This is a genomic window from Pseudomonas sp. 8(2025) (assembly GCF_052665325.1).
In genome coordinates this window covers 144,601-161,046 of sequence record NZ_JBQOIE010000010.1, presented here as the reverse complement: position 1 = coordinate 161,046, position 16,446 = coordinate 144,601, and the positions used below count along the sequence as shown (strand labels likewise).

At 63.0% G+C, this 16,446-nt stretch carries 10 protein-coding genes and 1 other RNA gene; 7 read left to right on the top strand and 4 right to left on the bottom strand.

Going from position 1 to position 16,446, the window contains the following annotated elements; genetic code table 11:
• Nucleotides 1–5 precede the first annotated feature (5 nt).
• The 4 genes from guaD to xdhA all read right to left on the bottom strand — a co-directional run bounded on the left by guaD (nucleotide 6) and on the right by xdhA (nucleotide 6,109).
• The gene (gene guaD, locus ACUXVH_RS19850; RefSeq protein ID WP_041116876.1) at nucleotides 6–1,310 is read right to left on the bottom strand and encodes a guanine deaminase; all 1,305 of its coding nucleotides are present in this window, start codon (nucleotides 1,308–1,310) and stop codon (nucleotides 6–8) included.
• Nucleotides 1,311–1,334: 24 nt separating this feature from the next.
• Nucleotides 1,335–2,177 carry a xanthine dehydrogenase accessory protein XdhC gene (gene xdhC / locus ACUXVH_RS19845; RefSeq protein WP_445495710.1) on the bottom strand — a complete coding sequence of 281 codons (843 nt, stop codon included), beginning with the start codon at nucleotides 2,175–2,177 and terminating at the stop codon, nucleotides 1,335–1,337.
• A gap of 85 nt (nucleotides 2,178–2,262) precedes the next feature.
• Nucleotides 2,263–4,662 carry a xanthine dehydrogenase molybdopterin binding subunit gene (gene xdhB / locus ACUXVH_RS19840; RefSeq protein ID WP_065363444.1) on the bottom strand — a complete coding sequence of 800 codons (2,400 nt, stop codon included), beginning with the start codon at nucleotides 4,660–4,662 and terminating at the stop codon, nucleotides 2,263–2,265.
• Nucleotides 4,655–6,109, bottom strand: a complete 1,455-nt coding sequence (gene xdhA / locus ACUXVH_RS19835) for a xanthine dehydrogenase small subunit (RefSeq protein ID WP_019095887.1) — start codon at nucleotides 6,107–6,109, stop codon at nucleotides 4,655–4,657. The genes xdhB and xdhA overlap by 8 nt, the downstream gene beginning before the upstream one ends.
• A gap of 266 nt (nucleotides 6,110–6,375) precedes the next feature.
• Between xdhA and ACUXVH_RS19830 the strand changes: the two genes are divergently transcribed.
• The 7 genes from ACUXVH_RS19830 to ACUXVH_RS19800 all read left to right on the top strand — a co-directional run bounded on the left by ACUXVH_RS19830 (nucleotide 6,376) and on the right by ACUXVH_RS19800 (nucleotide 16,435).
• The gene (locus ACUXVH_RS19830; RefSeq protein ID WP_011060210.1) at nucleotides 6,376–7,035 is read left to right on the top strand and encodes a GntR family transcriptional regulator; all 660 of its coding nucleotides are present in this window, start codon (nucleotides 6,376–6,378) and stop codon (nucleotides 7,033–7,035) included.
• A 2-nt stretch (nucleotides 7,036–7,037) separates the two neighbouring features.
• Nucleotides 7,038–10,526: a chromosome segregation protein SMC gene (gene smc, locus ACUXVH_RS19825; RefSeq protein ID WP_053157085.1), complete on the top strand. Its 3,489-nt coding sequence runs from the start codon at nucleotides 7,038–7,040 to the stop codon at nucleotides 10,524–10,526.
• A gap of 257 nt (nucleotides 10,527–10,783) precedes the next feature.
• On the top strand, nucleotides 10,784–11,638 hold the full coding sequence (gene zipA, locus ACUXVH_RS19820) for a cell division protein ZipA (RefSeq protein WP_047284900.1): 855 nt from the start codon (nucleotides 10,784–10,786) through the stop codon (nucleotides 11,636–11,638).
• Between the two features lie 125 nt (nucleotides 11,639–11,763).
• Nucleotides 11,764–14,130, top strand: coding sequence for an NAD-dependent DNA ligase LigA (ligA, locus tag ACUXVH_RS19815; RefSeq protein ID WP_065363445.1), 2,367 nt, complete (start codon nucleotides 11,764–11,766; stop codon nucleotides 14,128–14,130).
• A gap of 120 nt (nucleotides 14,131–14,250) precedes the next feature.
• Entirely contained in the window at nucleotides 14,251–15,417 is a 1,167-nt protein-coding gene (locus ACUXVH_RS19810) for a zinc-binding metallopeptidase family protein (protein ID WP_065363446.1), read from the top strand.
• A 225-nt stretch (nucleotides 15,418–15,642) separates the two neighbouring features.
• Nucleotides 15,643–15,739, top strand: an RNA gene (gene ffs / locus ACUXVH_RS19805) — signal recognition particle sRNA small type.
• Nucleotides 15,740–15,931: 192 nt separating this feature from the next.
• Nucleotides 15,932–16,435 carry a GrpB family protein gene (locus ACUXVH_RS19800; protein ID WP_065363447.1) on the top strand — a complete coding sequence of 168 codons (504 nt, stop codon included), beginning with the start codon at nucleotides 15,932–15,934 and terminating at the stop codon, nucleotides 16,433–16,435.
• Nucleotides 16,436–16,446: the final 11 nt, after the last annotated feature.

The window sequence follows — 16,446 nt, the reverse complement described above, 5'->3', positions numbered from 1 at the left end:
CGGGGTTAGCGCTGGTGGACCTGCTGGCCGGCGGCAAAGGTCTGCAGCACGGTGCGATCGTCGCCCAGGGTCATCAGCACGAACAGGGTTTCGGCAATGCTGTTGGCTTGCTTGAGGCGGTAGCTGAGCAGCGGAGTGGCGTGGTAGTCGAGGACCAGGAAGTCGGCGTCGGTGCCCGGATGCAGGGTGCCGATCTTGTCTTCCAGGCGCAGGGCCCGGGCGCCGCCGAGGGTGGCCAGATACAGCGACTTGAACGGGCTCAGGCGCGCGCCTTGCAGTTGCATGACCTTGTAGGCCTCGTTGAGGGTCTGCAGCAGCGAGAAGCTGGTGCCGCCACCGACGTCGGTGCCCAGGCCGACATTGAGCTTGTGCTTTTCCGCCATCGGCAGGTTGAACAGGCCGCTGCCGAGGAAGAAGTTCGAGGTGGGGCAGAAGGCCACGGCCGAACCGGTTTCAGCCAGGCGTGCGCATTCGTCGTCGCACAGGTGCACGCCGTGGGCGAACACCGAACGCTCGCCGAGCAACTGGTAGTGGTCGTACACGTCCAGGTAACCCTTGCGCTCCGGGAACAGCTCCTTGACCCATTGGATTTCCTGCAGGTTCTCACTGATGTGGGTCTGCATGTAGAGGTCGGGGTATTCGGTCAGCAACTGGCCGGCCAGGGTCAGTTGCTCCGGGGTGCTGGTGGGGGCGAAGCGCGGGGTGACTGCGTAGTGCAGGCGGCCTTTGCCGTGCCAGCGCTCGATCAGCGCCTTGCTTTCCTGGTAGCCGGATTCGGCGGTGTCGGTCAGGTAGTCCGGGGCATTGCGGTCCATCATCACCTTGCCGGCGATCATCCGCAGGTCAAGCTTCTCGGCGGCGGCAAAGAAGGCATTGACCGACTGCGGATGCACGCTGCCGAACACCAGGGCGGTGGTGGTGCCGTTGCGCAGCAGTTCCTTGATGAAGATGTCCGCCACTTCATTGGCGTGATCCGGGTCGGCGAACTGGCTTTCGCAGGGGAAGGTGTAGGTGTTGAGCCAGTCCAGCAACTGCTCGCCATAGGCGCCCACCATGCCGGTCTGCGGCAGGTGGATATGGGTGTCGATGAAGCCCGGTGTGATCAGGGCATCGGGATAGTGCTCGACCTGCACCCCGGCGGGCAGACCGGGCAGCAGTTCGCTGGCGTGGCCGAGGGCACTGATCCGGCCGTTTTCTACTACCAGCAGGCCGTCTTCGAAGTACTCATAGGAGGCTTCGATGCCGACTTCGGCCGGGTCGGCGATGCTGTGCAGGATGGCGGCACGGTAGGCTTTGCGAGTCAAAGGCATGGGGGATTCTCAGTGTGTGGCGTGTCAGTTTGCAGCCTGGCTGCGGCGTGATACCGGCAGCAGTATGGCAATGGGTTCGGCACTGGCGCTGGGCTGGCCGAAATGGGCGTTATAGGTGGCGATGATCTCGCCGGCAATGGAGATGGCGATTTCCACAGGCAACTTGCCTTTGACTTCGCCGAGCCCCATCGGGCAGCGCATGCGCTGCAAGGTTTCGGCGTCGAAACCGCGGTCACGCAGGCGGTGTTCGAACTTGACCCGTTTGGTCTTCGAGCCGATCAGGCCGAAATAGGTGAAATCGTTGCGCTTGAGCAGGGCCGCGGTCAACTCCAGGTCCAGCTGGTGATTATGGGTCATGACGATGCAATAGCTGCCGGCGGGCAGGTTGTCGATTTCGTCCACCGGTTCTTCGCTGACGATCTTGCGTACTCCAGGGGGGATCTGCTCGGGAAACTCCTGCTCCCGGGAATCGATCCAGCGTACCCGGCAGGGCAGGCTGGCCAGCAGTGGCACCAGCGCGCGGCCGACATGCCCGGCACCGAACACGGCGATCTGCGCCTGCACCTGGCCCATGGGTTCGAACAGCAGCACCGTGGCACCGCCGCAGCACTGACCGAGGCTGGCGCCGAGGCTGAAGCGCTGCAGATGGGTCGCCTGCTTGCCGGCAGCGAGCATGTCCCGGGCGATCTGCATGGCCTTGTATTCCAGGTGCCCGCCGCCAATGGTGTCGAAGGCCTGGGTGGCGCTGACCACCATTTTCGAGCCGGCATTGCGCGGCGTCGAGCCGAGCTCCTCGATGATGGTCACCAGCACGCAGGGTTCACCCTGGGTCTGCAGGTCGGCGAGGGCGCTGATCCAGTTGTACATGTTCACCTCGACATCTTGGTTGTCTGTGTGGGCCTCTTCCTCGGCAAGCCGGCTCCTGCAGGAGCCGGCTTGCCGACGCGGGCCGTTACAGCGGCGCCAGCTCGGCTTGCGGGTCCGCGGCCCTGGTCACCTGCAAGCGACGCATCTGCTCGCAGCCCCACAACACTCGCTCCGGTGTCGACGGCGCATCGATCTGCGGCTGGTGGCGGTAGTCGCCGAGGCTCGCCACCGCATCCTTGATCGCGCACCAGGCGGCGATACCCAGCATGAACGGCGGTTCGCCCACGGCCTTGGAATGGAACACCGTGTCTTCCGGGTTCTTGCGGTTTTCCACCAGCTTGACTCGCAGGTCCAGGGGCATGTCGGCCACTGCCGGGATCTTGTAGCTGGCCGGGCCGCAGGTCATCAGCTTGCCCTTGGTGTTCCACACCAGTTCCTCGGTGGTCAGCCAGCCCATGCCCTGGATGTAGCCGCCCTCGACCTGGCCGATGTCGATGGCCGGGTTCAGCGAGGCGCCGACGTCATGCAGGATGTCGGTGCGCAGCATCTTGTACTCGCCGGTCAGGGTGTCGACTATCACCTCGGCGCAGGCCGCGCCGAAGGCGAAGTAGTAGAACGGCCGGCCCCGGGCCTGGGCACGGTCGTAGTAGATTTTCGGGGTCTTGTAGAAGCCGGTGCTGGAGAGCGACACCTGGGCAAAATAGGCCTGCTGGATCAGTTCCTCGAAGGTCAGGATATGCTCGCGGACCCGCACGTGGCCGTTGTGGAATTCCACATCTTCTTCGCTGACCTGATACTTGCGCGCGGCAAATTCCACCAGGCGGTTCTTGATGGTCTGAGCCGCGTTCTGCGCGGCCTTGCCGTTCAGGTCGGCACCACTGGAAGCGGCGGTGGGCGAGGTATTGGGCACCTTGTCGGTATTGGTGGCGGTGATCTGCACCCGGTCGATGTTCACCTGGAACACCTCGGCCACCACTTGCGCCACCTTGATGTTCAGGCCCTGGCCCATTTCGGTGCCGCCGTGGTTCAGGTGGATGCTGCCGTCGGTGTAGACATGGATCAGCGCGCCGGCCTGGTTGAGGAAGCTGGCGGTGAAGGAAATACCGAATTTCACCGGGGTCAGTGCCAGGCCCTTTTTCAGGATCGGGCTGTTGGCGTTGTACAGGCGGATGGCTTCGCGGCGCTCGGCGTACTGGCTGCTGGCTTCCAGTTCGGCGGTCATTTCCTCGAGCATGTTGTGCTCGACGGTCTGGTAGTAGTGGGTGACGTTGCGCTCGGTCTTGCCGTAGTAGTTGGCCTTGCGTACCGCCAGAGGGTCCAGGTGCAGATGGCGGGCGATGGCGTCCATCACCTCCTCGATGGCGACCATGCCCTGCGGGCCACCGAAGCCGCGATAGGCAGTGTTCGACGCCGTGTTGGTCTTGCAGCGGTGGCCGTTGATGGTGGCATCGCCCAGGTAGTACGAGTTGTCGGAGTGGAACATGGCACGGTCGACGATGGATGCCGAGAGGTCCGGTGAACAGCCGCAGTTGCCCGCCAGTTCCAGCTGGATGCCGTGCAGGCGCCCGCTGCTGTCGAAGCCCACGTCGTATTCGACGTAGAAAGGGTGGCGCTTGCCGGTCATCAGCATGTCTTCGACCCGTGGCAGGCGCATCTTGGTCGGCTGGCCGGTCAGGCGTGCCACCACCGCGCACAGGCAGGCGGGGCTGGCGGCCTGGGTTTCCTTGCCGCCGAAGCCGCCGCCCATGCGCCGCATGTCCACCACTATCTTGTTCATCGAGACGTCCAGCACTTCCGCCACCAGCTTCTGCACTTCGGTGGGGTTCTGGGTCGAGCAGTAGACGATCATGCCGCCGTCTTCGGTGGGCATCACCGAGGAGATCTGGGTTTCCAGGTAGAAGTGTTCCTGGCCGCCGATGTGCAGCGTGCCCTGGATGCGGTGCTCGGCACTGGCGAGGGCGCTGGCCGAGTCGCCGCGCTGGTGGGTGTGGCTGTCCAGCACGAAGTGGCGCTTGCGCAGGGCCTCGACCACGTCCAGCACCGGCTCCAGGTCTTCGTATTCGATGATCGCGGCCATGGCCGCCTTGCGCGCGGTTTCCAGGTCCCTGGCGGCCACCGCCAGCACCGGCTGGCCGACGAACTCCACGGTGTCGATGGCCAGCAGCGGGTCGCCGGGCAGCAGCGGGCCGATATCCTTGAGGCCGGGAATGTCCTCGTGGGTAATGGCGATGCGCACGCCTTCGAAGGCGTAGCAGGGGGCGGTGTCGATGCTGATGACCTTGGCGTGGGCCCGATCCGACAGTCGCGCGTAGACGTGCAACTGGTTGGGGAATTCCAGGCGGTCGTCGATGTACACCGCTTCGCCGGACACATGTTTGTCGGCGCTGTCGTGCTTGACGCTGCGGCCGACGCCGCTGGTCAGGTCCTGGTGAAACAGGGCCGTGAGTTCGGCCTGGGTCTTCTCGACCTTGTGATGATTAGACATAAGCGGTCACCCGGGTCTCGATGTGCGGTGCATGCAGTTCGATGAAGTATTTGCGCAGCAGGTTCTGCGCGCTCAGCAGGCGGTATTCCTTGCTGGCGCGAAAATCCGAGAGCGGGGTGAAGTCTTCTGCCAGGGCGGCGCAGGCCCGCTCGATGCTCGATTGATTCCAGGGCGCGCCGATCAGTGCGGCTTCGCAGCTCTTGGCGCGCTTGGGGATCGCCGCCATGCCGCCGAAGGCGATGCGCGCATCGCTGACCACGCCGTTGTCGATGCGCAGGTTGAAAGCCGCGCAGACCGCGGAAATGTCGTCGTCCAGGCGCTTGGAGACCTTGTAGGCGCGGAACAGCCGTTCGGCGCTGGCCCGGGGCACGATGATCTTCTCGATGAACTCGCTTTCCTGGCGGGCGGTGACCCGGTAATCGATGAAATAGTCTTCCAGGGCCAGGGTGCGGCGCACTTCGCCCTTGCACAGGACGATCTGCGCGCCCAGGGCAATCAGCAGCGGCGGCGAGTCGCCGATGGGCGAGGCGTTGCCGATGTTGCCGCCCAGGGTGCCCTGGTTGCGGATCTGCAGCGAGGCGAAGCGCTGCAGCAGTTCGCCGAAGTCCGGGTACTCGGCGCGCAGGGCGTCGTAGCAGTCGGTGAGGGCGGTGGCGGCGCCGATTTCCAGGCGATCGTCGAAGTGCTCGATGCGCTTCATCTGGGCAATGTTGCCGACGTAGATCATCACCGGCAGGGTGCGGTGGAACTGGGTCACCTCCAGGGCCAGGTCGGTGCCGCCGGCCAGCAGCCGGGCTTGCGGGTAGGCGTCATAAAGGTCGGCCAGATCGGCCACCGTCAGCGGCACCAGGCAGCGCTTGTCGCCACTGTTGAGCTCACCGGTGTCCTTGGGCGCAATGGCCTTGAGGCGGCTGATGGTCTCTGCCTGGCGCGCATCGAACTGATCGCTCTGCCCACCACAGCAGGCCTGCTCGGCGGCGGCGAGGATCGGCCGGTAGCCAGTGCAGCGGCAGAGGTTGCCGGCCAGGGCTTCATGGGCCTTGTGGGCGTCGGGCTGGCTGCTGTTTTTCTGCAGGGCGAACAGCGACATGACGAAGCCCGGGGTGCAGAAGCCGCACTGCGAGCCGTGGCAGTCGACCATGGCCTGCTGCACGCTGTGCAGTTGCCCCTGGTGCTTGAGGCCTTCGACGCTGATCAGGTGCTTGCCGTGCAGGGAGGAAACGAAGGTCAGGCACGAATTGAGGCTGCGATAGCGAATGCTTTCGCCGCCTTGCGCATCCGTCTGCAACTCGCCCACCACCACGGTGCAGGCGCCGCAGTCGCCGCTGGCGCAGCCTTCCTTGGTGCCGGGCTTGCCCAGGTGCTCGCGCAGATAGTTGAGCACGGTCAGGTTGGGGTCCAGGGCATGCTCGCTACGGAGTTCCTGGTTGAGTAAAAACTGGATCACGGAAGGCCTCGCAGACTCATTATTGTTGTTAATCGACGTCAGCCGAATTTAGTCATGTCTGACTTTTCGGTCAATGATTTTCTGACTTCAGGGTCAGGAAATTTTCGACTCCAACAATTCAAGTATGAACGGCTATGGAAAATTGCTCGGATCACGGTCAATTTGCTTATTTCGTGCCAAATTCCGCCCCTTGGGCACTCCGCGATGAAGTGGCAATTGCGCTACACTGCGCGGCTTGTGCCGATTAAAGATTTTGAAGGAAAACCATGACGTTCAAGGCGCCGGACAGCCTCGCCGAGCAAATTGCTCACCACCTCGCCGAACGTATCATTCGCGGGGATCTCAAGCCTGGGGAGCGCATTCAGGAACAGAAGGTCACCTTGGCCCTCAATGTCAGCCGTGGTTCGGTCCGCGAGGCCTTGCTGATCCTCGAGCGCCGCCATCTGATCGCCATCCTGCCGCGCCGTGGTGCCCATGTGACCGAGCTCACCGAGCACAAGGTCCGCAGCCTGTGCACGCTGATGAGCGAGCTGTACATCCTGCTGGGCAACTCGGTGGCCAGCGGCTGGACACAGCAGAGCGACATGACGCCATTCCTGCAGATCCAGCAGCGCCTGGAGAGTGCCTATGAACGCCAGGACATCCGCGCCTTCGTCGAAGACAGCTTCAGCGTGATGCGCGCGGCCTATCCGTTCGCCAACAACCCCTACCTGCAGGAGACTGTCGAGAACCTGCAGCCGGCCATGAGCCGCGCCTATTACCTGGCGCTGGACCAGCGCAAGGCATCCATGAGCGAGTACCTGGCGTTGTTCGAGCAACTGCTGGCCGCGGTATTGGCCCGTGACCTGGTGCAGATCCGCCAGGTGCTGACGGCCTACGCCGAGCGCAGCAGCGATCTGGTGGTATCTGCGTTGGCGGATGCGTAAACGTGCGACTCAAGTGCATCAAGCTGGCGGGGTTCAAGTCCTTCGTCGATCCAACCACGGTGAACTTCCCCAGTAACATGGCGGCGGTGGTCGGGCCCAATGGCTGCGGCAAGTCGAACATCATCGACGCCGTGCGCTGGGTCATGGGCGAAAGTTCGGCGAAGAACCTGCGCGGCGAGTCGATGACCGACGTCATCTTCAACGGCTCCACCAGCCGCAAGCCGGTGAGCCAGGCCAGCATCGAACTGGTGTTCGACAACTCCGATGGCACCCTGGTGGGCGAGTACGCCGCCTATGCGGAAATCTCCATTCGCCGCAAGGTGACCCGCGACAGCCAGAACAGTTATTTCCTCAACGGCGCCAAATGTCGCCGTCGGGATATCACCGACATCTTCCTCGGCACCGGCCTGGGGCCACGCAGCTACTCGATCATCGAGCAGGGCATGATCTCCAAGCTGATCGAAGCCAAGCCCGAGGATTTGCGCAACTTCATCGAGGAAGCCGCGGGCATCTCCAAATACAAGGAGCGCCGGCGCGAGACGGAAAACCGCATCCGCCGCACCCACGAGAACCTCGCCCGCCTGACCGACCTGCGCGAAGAGCTGGAGCGTCAGCTCGAACGCTTGCATCGCCAGGCCCAGGCCGCCGAGAAGTATCAGGAGTACAAGGCCGAGGAGCGCCAGCTCAAGGCGCAACTGTCGGCCCTGCGCTGGCAAGCCCTGAATGAGCAGGTGGGCCAGCGCGAGTCGGTGATCGGTAGCCAGGAAGTCAGTTTCGAGGCCCTGGTGGCCGAGCAGCGCAATGCCGATGCTGCTATCGAACGCTTTCGTGACGGGCACCACGAGCTCTCCGAACGCTTCAATCTGGTGCAGGGGCGCTTCTATTCGGTGGGCGGTGACATCGCCCGGGTCGAGCAGAGCATCCAGCATGGCCAGCAGCGCCTGCGGCAGTTGCAGGACGACCTCAAGGAAGCCGAGCGCGCGCGCCTGGAAACCGAGTCGCACCTGGGGCACGACCGCACTTTGCTGGCGACCCTGGGGGAAGAACTGGCGATGCTCGAGCCCGAGCAGGAAGTCACCGCCGCCGCAGCCGAAGAAGCCGCCGCGACCCTGGAAGAAGCCGAAACCACCATGCACGGCTGGCAGGAGCAGTGGGACGCCTTCAACCTGAGCTCCGCCGAGCCGCGGCGCCAGGCGGAAGTGCAGCAGTCGCGCATCCAGCAGCTCGAAGGCAGCATGGAGCGGCTGTCCGAGCGCCAGCGGCGCCTGGGGGAGGAGCGCGAGTTGCTTTCGGCCGACCCGGAAGACGCGGCGATCCTCGAACTCAACGAACAACTGGCCGCCAGTGAGGCGACCCTGGAAGACCTGCAAGCCAGCGAGGAGTCCCAGGTCGAGCGCCTGGAACAACTGCGCCAGCAATTGCAGCAGGCAACCCAGGCACAGCAGCAGGCCCAGGGTGAATTGCAGCGCCTCAATGGCCGGCTGGCTTCCCTGGAAGCCTTGCAGCAGGCCGCACTGGACCCCGCCACGGGTACCGCCGAGTGGTTGCGTGAGCAGCAGTTGGCCGAACGCCCGCGCCTGGCCGATGGCATGCATGTGGAAGCAGGTTGGGAGCTGGCGGTGGAAACCGTGCTTGGCGCGGATCTGCAGGCGGTGCTGGTGGACGATTTTACCGGTCTTGACCTCGCGGGTTTCCAGCAAGGCGATCTGCGCCTGCTGAGCCAGCAAGGCGATGCAATGCGCATCCCCGGCAGCCTGCTGGACAAGGTGGAATCCACGGTGGATCTGTCGCCTTGGCTGGGTCAGGTCAAACCGGTGGAAAACCTCGAACAGGCCCTGGCCTTGCGGGGGCAACTGGCTGCCGGACAGAGCCTGATCAGCCGCGATGGCTACTGGGTCGGCCGGCATTTTTTGCGGGTGCGCCGCGCCAGCGAAGCGGAAAGCGGCGTGCTGGCCCGGGGTCAGGAAATCCAGCAATTGACTCAGGAGCGCGATGAGCGCGAAGCCAGTGTCGAGGCCCTGGAAAGCCAGTTGCTCAACCTGCGGGCCCAGCAGCGCCAGCAGGAGAACGGTCGCGAGCATCTGCGCCGTCTGCTGCAGGACGAAGCCCGCCAGCAAGGTGAGCTGAAGGCCAAGCTGTCTGCCGGCAAGGCCAAGGCCGAACAACTGACCTTGCGGCGTACCCGTCTCGATGAAGAGCTGGTGGAGCTTGGCGAACAGCGCGAGCTGGAACACGAACAGATTGGGGAGGCGCGCCTGCAATTGCAGGACGCTCTCGACAGCATGGCCCTGGACACCGAGCAGCGTGAGCTGCTGCTGGCCCAGCGCGACAGCCTGCGCGAGCGTCTTGACCGGGTGCGCCAGGAAGCGCGCCAGCACAAGGATCACGCCCACCAGTTGGCAGTGCGCATGGGCTCGCTCAAGGCCCAGCACGATTCCACCCGGCAGGCTCTGGAACGTCTGGAGCTGCAATCCGAGCGTCTGACCGAGAAGCGCGAACAACTCAGCCTCAACCTGGAAGAAGGCGAGGCGCCATTGGAAGAGTTGCGCCTGAAGCTCGAAGAGCTGCTGGAAAAACGCATGACCGTGGATGTGGAGCTCAAGACCGCGCAGATCGCCCTGGAAGATGCCGACCGCGAACTGCGCGATGCCGAGAAGCGCCGCAACCAGGCCGAGCAGCAGTCGCAGTTGATTCGTGGCCAGTTGGAGCAGCAGCGCATGGAATGGCAAGCCCTGACCGTGCGCCGCAAGACCTTGCAGGAGCAACTGCTGGCCGACGGCTACGACCTGGACGGCGTGCTGGCGACCCTGACCGCAGAAGCCAGCGAGCAGGCCGCCGAAGAAGAGCTGGAACGGATTGCCGCACGGATCCAGCGCCTGGGCGCAATCAACCTGGCGGCCATCGACGAGTATCAGCAGCAGTCCGAGCGCAAGCGCTATCTGGATGCCCAGGATGCCGACCTGGTGGAGGCCCTGGAAACCCTGGAGAACGTGATCCGCAAGATCGACAAGGAAACCCGTAATCGATTCAAAGATACCTTTGATCAGATCAACGGCGGTTTGCAGGCACTCTTTCCAAAAGTTTTCGGTGGCGGCAGCGCTTATTTGGAACTGACGGGCGAAGATCTACTCGATACAGGGGTAACGATCATGGCGCGTCCTCCGGGCAAGAAGAACAGCACCATTCATTTGCTCTCCGGTGGCGAAAAGGCATTGACCGCATTGGCCCTGGTATTTGCCATCTTCAAGTTGAACCCGGCGCCGTTCTGCATGCTCGACGAAGTTGACGCACCGCTGGATGACGCTAACGTTGGACGCTACGCGAGATTGGTTAAAGAGATGTCGCAGACCGTGCAGTTCATCTATATCACCCACAACAAGATCGCCATGGAAATGGCTGATCAGTTGATGGGGGTAACGATGCACGAACCCGGTTGTTCGCGCCTGGTAGCCGTGGATGTCGAGGAGGCGATGGCGATGGTGGACGCTTGAGTCCGGGCGACTGAGGCGACTGTGGGGGGCAAGTAGGGGGGATTTTTCCCATTCCCCAGCTGGCCAATCGATATATTGGCCCTAGCCGTTGCGACAGACGGTGTAAAGTTGCCTTTGGTCGTGCTAGTTTAATGTCAATTTTTCCTATGCGTGGGCAAAACGCCATTCAGAACATAGAGTTGGCGCCACGTTTTAAAGCGGTTTGCAGATTGTAAACCCCTTATTTTTCAGCATTTTTTATAGAGGCACGGGATTACATGGAAATCGGTCTGCGCGAGTGGCTGATCGTCATCGGCATTATTGTTATCGCCGGTATTCTTTTTGATGGCTGGCGGCGTATGCGCGGCGGCAAGGGGAAGTTGAAGTTCCGTCTTGATCGAAGTCTTTCCAATCTGCCGGACGATGAAGGCAGTGCCGAGCTGCTGGGCCCGCCCCGCGTTCTGGATACCCATAAAGAGCCGCAGTTGGACGAGCATGACCTGCCGTCGGTCAGCATGCCTGCCCGCGAACCGCGGGAAAGTTCTTCGTCCAAGCGCGGCAAGCGCGGTGGCGAGCCGCATCAGGGCGACCTCAACCTGGACCTGGATCTGGACAGTGGCCCGAGCTTCAGCAGCCGCGACGATGATTTCCCGGCCGAGGAAAGCAAGTCCGCGAGCCACAGCGACAAGGACCAGCCGCAAGCCGAAGAAGTGCTGGTGATCAGCGTGATCTGCCGCGACGCTGCCGGCTTCAAGGGGCCGGCCCTGTTGCAGAACATCCTGGAAAGCGGCCTGCGTTTTGGCGAGATGGATATTTTCCACCGCCACGAAAGCATGGCTGGCAACGGCGAGGTGCTGTTCTCCATGGCCAACGCGGTCAAGCCGGGCGTGTTCGACCTGGACGATATCGACCACTTCAGCACCCCGGCTGTCAGCTTCTTCCTCGGCCTGCCGGGCCCGCGTCACCCCAAGCAAGCCTTCGACGTGATGGTGGCGGCGGCGCGCAAGTTGTCTCAGGAGCTCAATGGCGAGCTCAAGGACGATCAACGCAGCGTCCTGACTGCCCAGACCATCGAACACTACCGCCAGCGCATCGTCGAATTCGAACGCCGCGCCCTGACCCAAAAGCGCTAAGCTCCTGAAGCCAGCCCCTCCATGTAGGGGCTGGCTTGTACAGGAACTGGCTTGCCAGCGAAGTCCTTGCCCCAATCTTCAGATCGAGCAGCCTAGGCTGCTCTTTTGCTTTGTGAGAGAACCCCATGACCGCCGCCGAAACCCGCATTCTTGAGCTGCGCGCTGAGCTGGACCAGCACAACTACCGCTACCACGTACTGGATGAACCCAGCATCCCGGATGCGGAATACGACCGGCTGTTCCGTGAGCTCAAGGCCCTGGAAGCCGAGCACCCTGAACTGGTGACCAGCGATTCGCCAACCCAGCGTGTCGGCAGCGCAGCGCTTTCGGCCTTCACCCAGGTGCGTCATGAAATCCCCATGCTCAGCCTCGGCAACGCTTTCGAGGAAGTCGACATGCGCGAGTTCGATCGCCGGGTCAACGAAGGCCTGGACCTGCCGGCCGGTGATCTGTTCGGTGGCGGCGCGGCGGTGGAGTACAGCTGCGAGCCCAAGCTCGATGGCCTGGCAGTCAGCCTGCTGTACCAGGATGGCGTACTGGTGCGCGGCGCCACCCGTGGCGATGGCACCACCGGTGAAGACATCAGCGTCAATGTGCGTACCGTGCGCAACATTCCCCTCAAGCTGCAAGGCAGTGGCTGGCCGGCAACCCTGGAAGTGCGCGGTGAAGTGTTCATGTCCAAGGCCGGCTTCGAGCGCCTGAACGCTGCGCAACTGGAAGCGGGCGGCAAGACCTTCGCCAACCCGCGCAACGCAGCGGCGGGCAGCCTGCGCCAGCTGGATTCGAAGATCACCGCCAGTCGGCCCCTGGAGTTCTGCTGCTATGGCCTGGGCCAGGTCAGCGCGGACATCGCCGACACCCATATCGGCAACCTTGAACGGTTGAAGCAGTGGGGCATGCCCATCAGTCGTGAACTGCGGCTGGCCAAGGGCATCGACGAATGCCTGGACTACTACCGCGAGATCGGCGAGCGGCGCAATGCGTTGCCTTATGAGATCGACGGCGTGGTGTTCAAGGTCAACAGCATCGCCTCCCAGCGGGAACTGGGTTTCCGTGCCCGGGAACCGCGCTGGGCCATCGCCCACAAATTCCCGGCCATGGAAGAGCTCACCGAGCTGCTGGACGTGGAGTTCCAGGTCGGTCGTACCGGCGCCGTGACGCCGGTGGCGCGCTTGCAGCCGGTCAAGGTGGCCGGGGTCACTGTATCCAACGCTACTTTGCACAACATGGATGAAGTGGCGCGCCTGGGCTTGATGATCGGTGACACGGTGATCATCCGCCGTGCCGGCGACGTGATTCCGCAAGTGGTGCAAGTGGTGACCGAGCGTCGTCCGGAGAACGCCCGCCCGGTGCAGATCCCCGAGAGCTGCCCGGTCTGTGGTTCCCACGTAGAGCGCACGCAACTGGTCAAGCGCAGCAAGGGCCGGGAAACCGTCAGCGAAGGTGCGGTGTATCGCTGCGTTGGCCGGCTGGCCTGCGGGGCCCAGCTCAAGCAGGCGATCATCCATTTTGTATCCCGTCGTGCCATGGATATCGAAGGCCTGGGGGACAAGACCATCGAACAGTTGGTGGACGAGAACCTTATTGCCTCGCCGGCTGATCTCTACAGGCTCAGATACGAGCAGATCATCGACCTGGAAGGCTTTGCCGAGGTGTCCAGCAACAAACTGCTCAAGGCCATCGAAGACAGCAAGCGTCCGGCCCTGGCGCGCTTCATCTATGCCCTGGGTATCCCGGATGTCGGCGAGGAAACCGCCAAGGTCCTGGCACGCTCCCTGGGCAGCCTGGAGCGGGTTCAGCAGGCACTGCCGCAAGTGCTGACCTATCTGCCGGATGTCGGTCTGGAAGTGGCTCACGAAATCCACAGCTTCTTTGAGGACAGTCATAACCAGGAAGTCATCGGTTCCCTGCTGGCGGCAGATCAATGCGGCCTGGTGCTGCAGGGTCAGGGCGAACTGGGCGCCGAATTCGCCGCCAGCACCACCCTGGGCGGCATGCTCGACAAGCTCAACATCCCTTCAGTAGGCCCGGGCGCCGCGCAGAAACTGGCCGACAAGTTCGGCTCACTGCAAGGCGTGATCGAGGCCGACTGGCTGGATATGCGTCAGGCGCTGCCAGAGAAGCAGGCCAAGGCGGTGCGTGAATTCTTCGACAACCCGGCCAATGCACAACTGGCCCAGGCCATCGAACAGCAGCTGCAGGCCTTTGGCATGCATTGGCAGAGCGAGAAGAAGGTGGTTGCGGGCCTGCCGCTGGCGGGGCAGACCTGGGTGCTTACGGGCTCCCTGGAACTGATGAGCCGCGACGTGGCCAAGGACAAGCTGGAAAGCCTTGGTGCCAAGGTGGCGGGTTCGGTCTCGGCGAAGACTCACTGCGTGGTGGCCGGCCCCGGCGCCGGTTCCAAACTGGCCAAGGCCAACGAACTGGGGCTCAAGGTGCTGGACGAAGAAGCCTTCGTGGCTTTCCTGACCGAGCACGGCGTGCCGACCTGACCTGTAGCCGCTGCCGTGCCTTCGGGTGCGCCTCGTCGCCAGCGGCGCAGTGGTACGAATCTTGGAACCCCACAGGCTTGCCCATGATCTAGTCTTGGCAAGCCCCAGGGAGGATTCGCCATGTACCGCTTCTTCGAGCAGCTCAGTTCCCGGATCGCCGCACCCTTCGTCGGCGACCGTTCACGTAATAGCAAACTCTGGTCCTGCCGCTGCGGGCAATCGCTGTTCTTTCGCAACAGCCAGTGCCTGGCCTGTTCGGCACTGCTTGGCTATGCACCGCACCTGGGACTGCTGTCTTCCCTGCAGCCCGGGCCGGCGGGCGATACCTGGGTGCTGGATGCCAAGCCCGAAGCCGGCGCCTTCAGGCGTTGCGCCAACCTCGATACCCCGGCAGCCTGCAACTGGCTGCTGCCGGCGCATCTGACCGACAGCCTGTGCGTGGCCTGCAAGCTCAATCGCACCATTCCCGACCTGTCCATAGCCGAGAACCCGGAGCGCTGGCGCAAGGTGGAAATTGCCAAGCGGCGGTTGGTGGCGCAATTGCTTGACCTGGGGCTGCAGGTGATCCCCAAGGGCGAGGATGAGCAGGCCGGGCTGGCCTTCGATTTCATCGGTGTCGATCTGGAGGGCAGGGCGCCGGTTACCGGGCATGCCAACGGCCTTATTACGCTGGATATCAAGGAAGCCGACGACGCCCACCGGGAAAAGATCCGTGCCCAGATGCATGAGCCTTACCGCACCCTGCTCGGGCATTTCCGTCACGAAGTGGGGCATTACTACTGGGACCGGTTGATAGCCAACAGCCCCTGGCTGGAAGCCTTTCGCAGCCTCTTCGGCGATGAACGCTACAGCTACGCGCAAGCTCTGGAGCGGCACTACCAGAGGGGCGCGCCGGCTGGCTGGCAGCAAAGCCATGTCAGCGCCTACGCCACCATGCACCCCTGGGAAGACTGGGCGGAGACCTGGGCTCACTACCTGCACATGGTGGACGCAGTGGACACCGCCTTGGGTTTCGGCATGAGCGCCCGGGACGTCGACCTCGACTACCAGCCGTTTCCCTTGAGCAGCCTCTATGATCCGCAGCATCCAGGCGGGCCGGCGTTCCTGGCTTTCGTCAACGCCTGGATCGAACTGGCGGGCATGCTCAACGAACTGTCCCGCAGCATGGGCCAACCGGATTTCTACCCCTTCATCCTGCCGCCTGCGGTGATTGCCAAATTGCATTTCATCCACCTGGTGATCCAGCAGGAAGGCGGCCGCGCCGACGAAGTCCTGTCCCTGGACTGATCCTCGCCGTCCTGTAGGGGCGAGCTTGCTCGCGAAGGCCCCAGCGCGATTTCCCTGGTGCACCGCGATGCCTGTTTCGCCAGCAAGTTCGCCCCCACGGCAGGTGGGCCACGGCCAAGTGCTTGAAGCCCATCGAATTTTAATCTGCAGCCAGCGGTTGTAAGTTCGACTCAGATAGGTACAATGGCGCGGCTCGCCGTCAGGCGAGCGTCGTTATGGTGACCCCATCGGTCCCCCCGCAACGATTACCCGTGAACCTGGTCAGAGCCGGAAGGCAGCAGCCACAGCGGGAACATTGTGTGCCGGGGTGTGGCTGGTGGGGTTGCCTCCATAATGCTCCTCGTTGGTCCTCAACGAGATGAATCAAAATTCCTGCCAACCTTCGAGCTCGTGCAGCATTTCTGTTGACGTGCCGTTGTCGTGCGCCTTGTTTGTGGTTCGCCAATCCCTGTGTCCTGTTGGCTCGGGCGGCGGGCTCCTGGAATATCCAACGCCTTTGCATCAAGGAGTGGTCATGGCGCTAACCAGTAAGATCTCCCTCTATGACGATCGTTGGCCTGCGGCATTTGCAGGGGAGAAGGCGCGCATAGCCAAAGGCTTCGGCTGCGAGCTGATGGATATTCATCACGTGGGGAGCACTGCTGTTCCAGGATTGGCGGCCAAGCCGGAAATCGATCTGCTGGTGGTGGTCTCGGAGCAGGTGGATGAAGCCGCGCGCAATGCCTTCATGGCGACCCTGGGGTATGTCCGGGGTAGCAATCTGTCCCCCGGGCATCATTTTTACCGCCGCGATGTAGAGGGTATACGCACCCACAAGGTGCATGTCTGTGTCGCCGGTCATGAGCAGGTGGGGCGTATGCTGCGCTTTCGCGATCTGTTGCGTCAGGACAGCGGCATCCGCCAACAGTATCAGGATCTGAAGTTTCGGCTTGAGGCCAGCAATCGCGAGGGCATTGGCGAGTACCTTGCGCAGAAGGCCCCCTTTATCGACGCCCTGATGGGGGCTCAGTCATCGTGACTGCCTCGTTG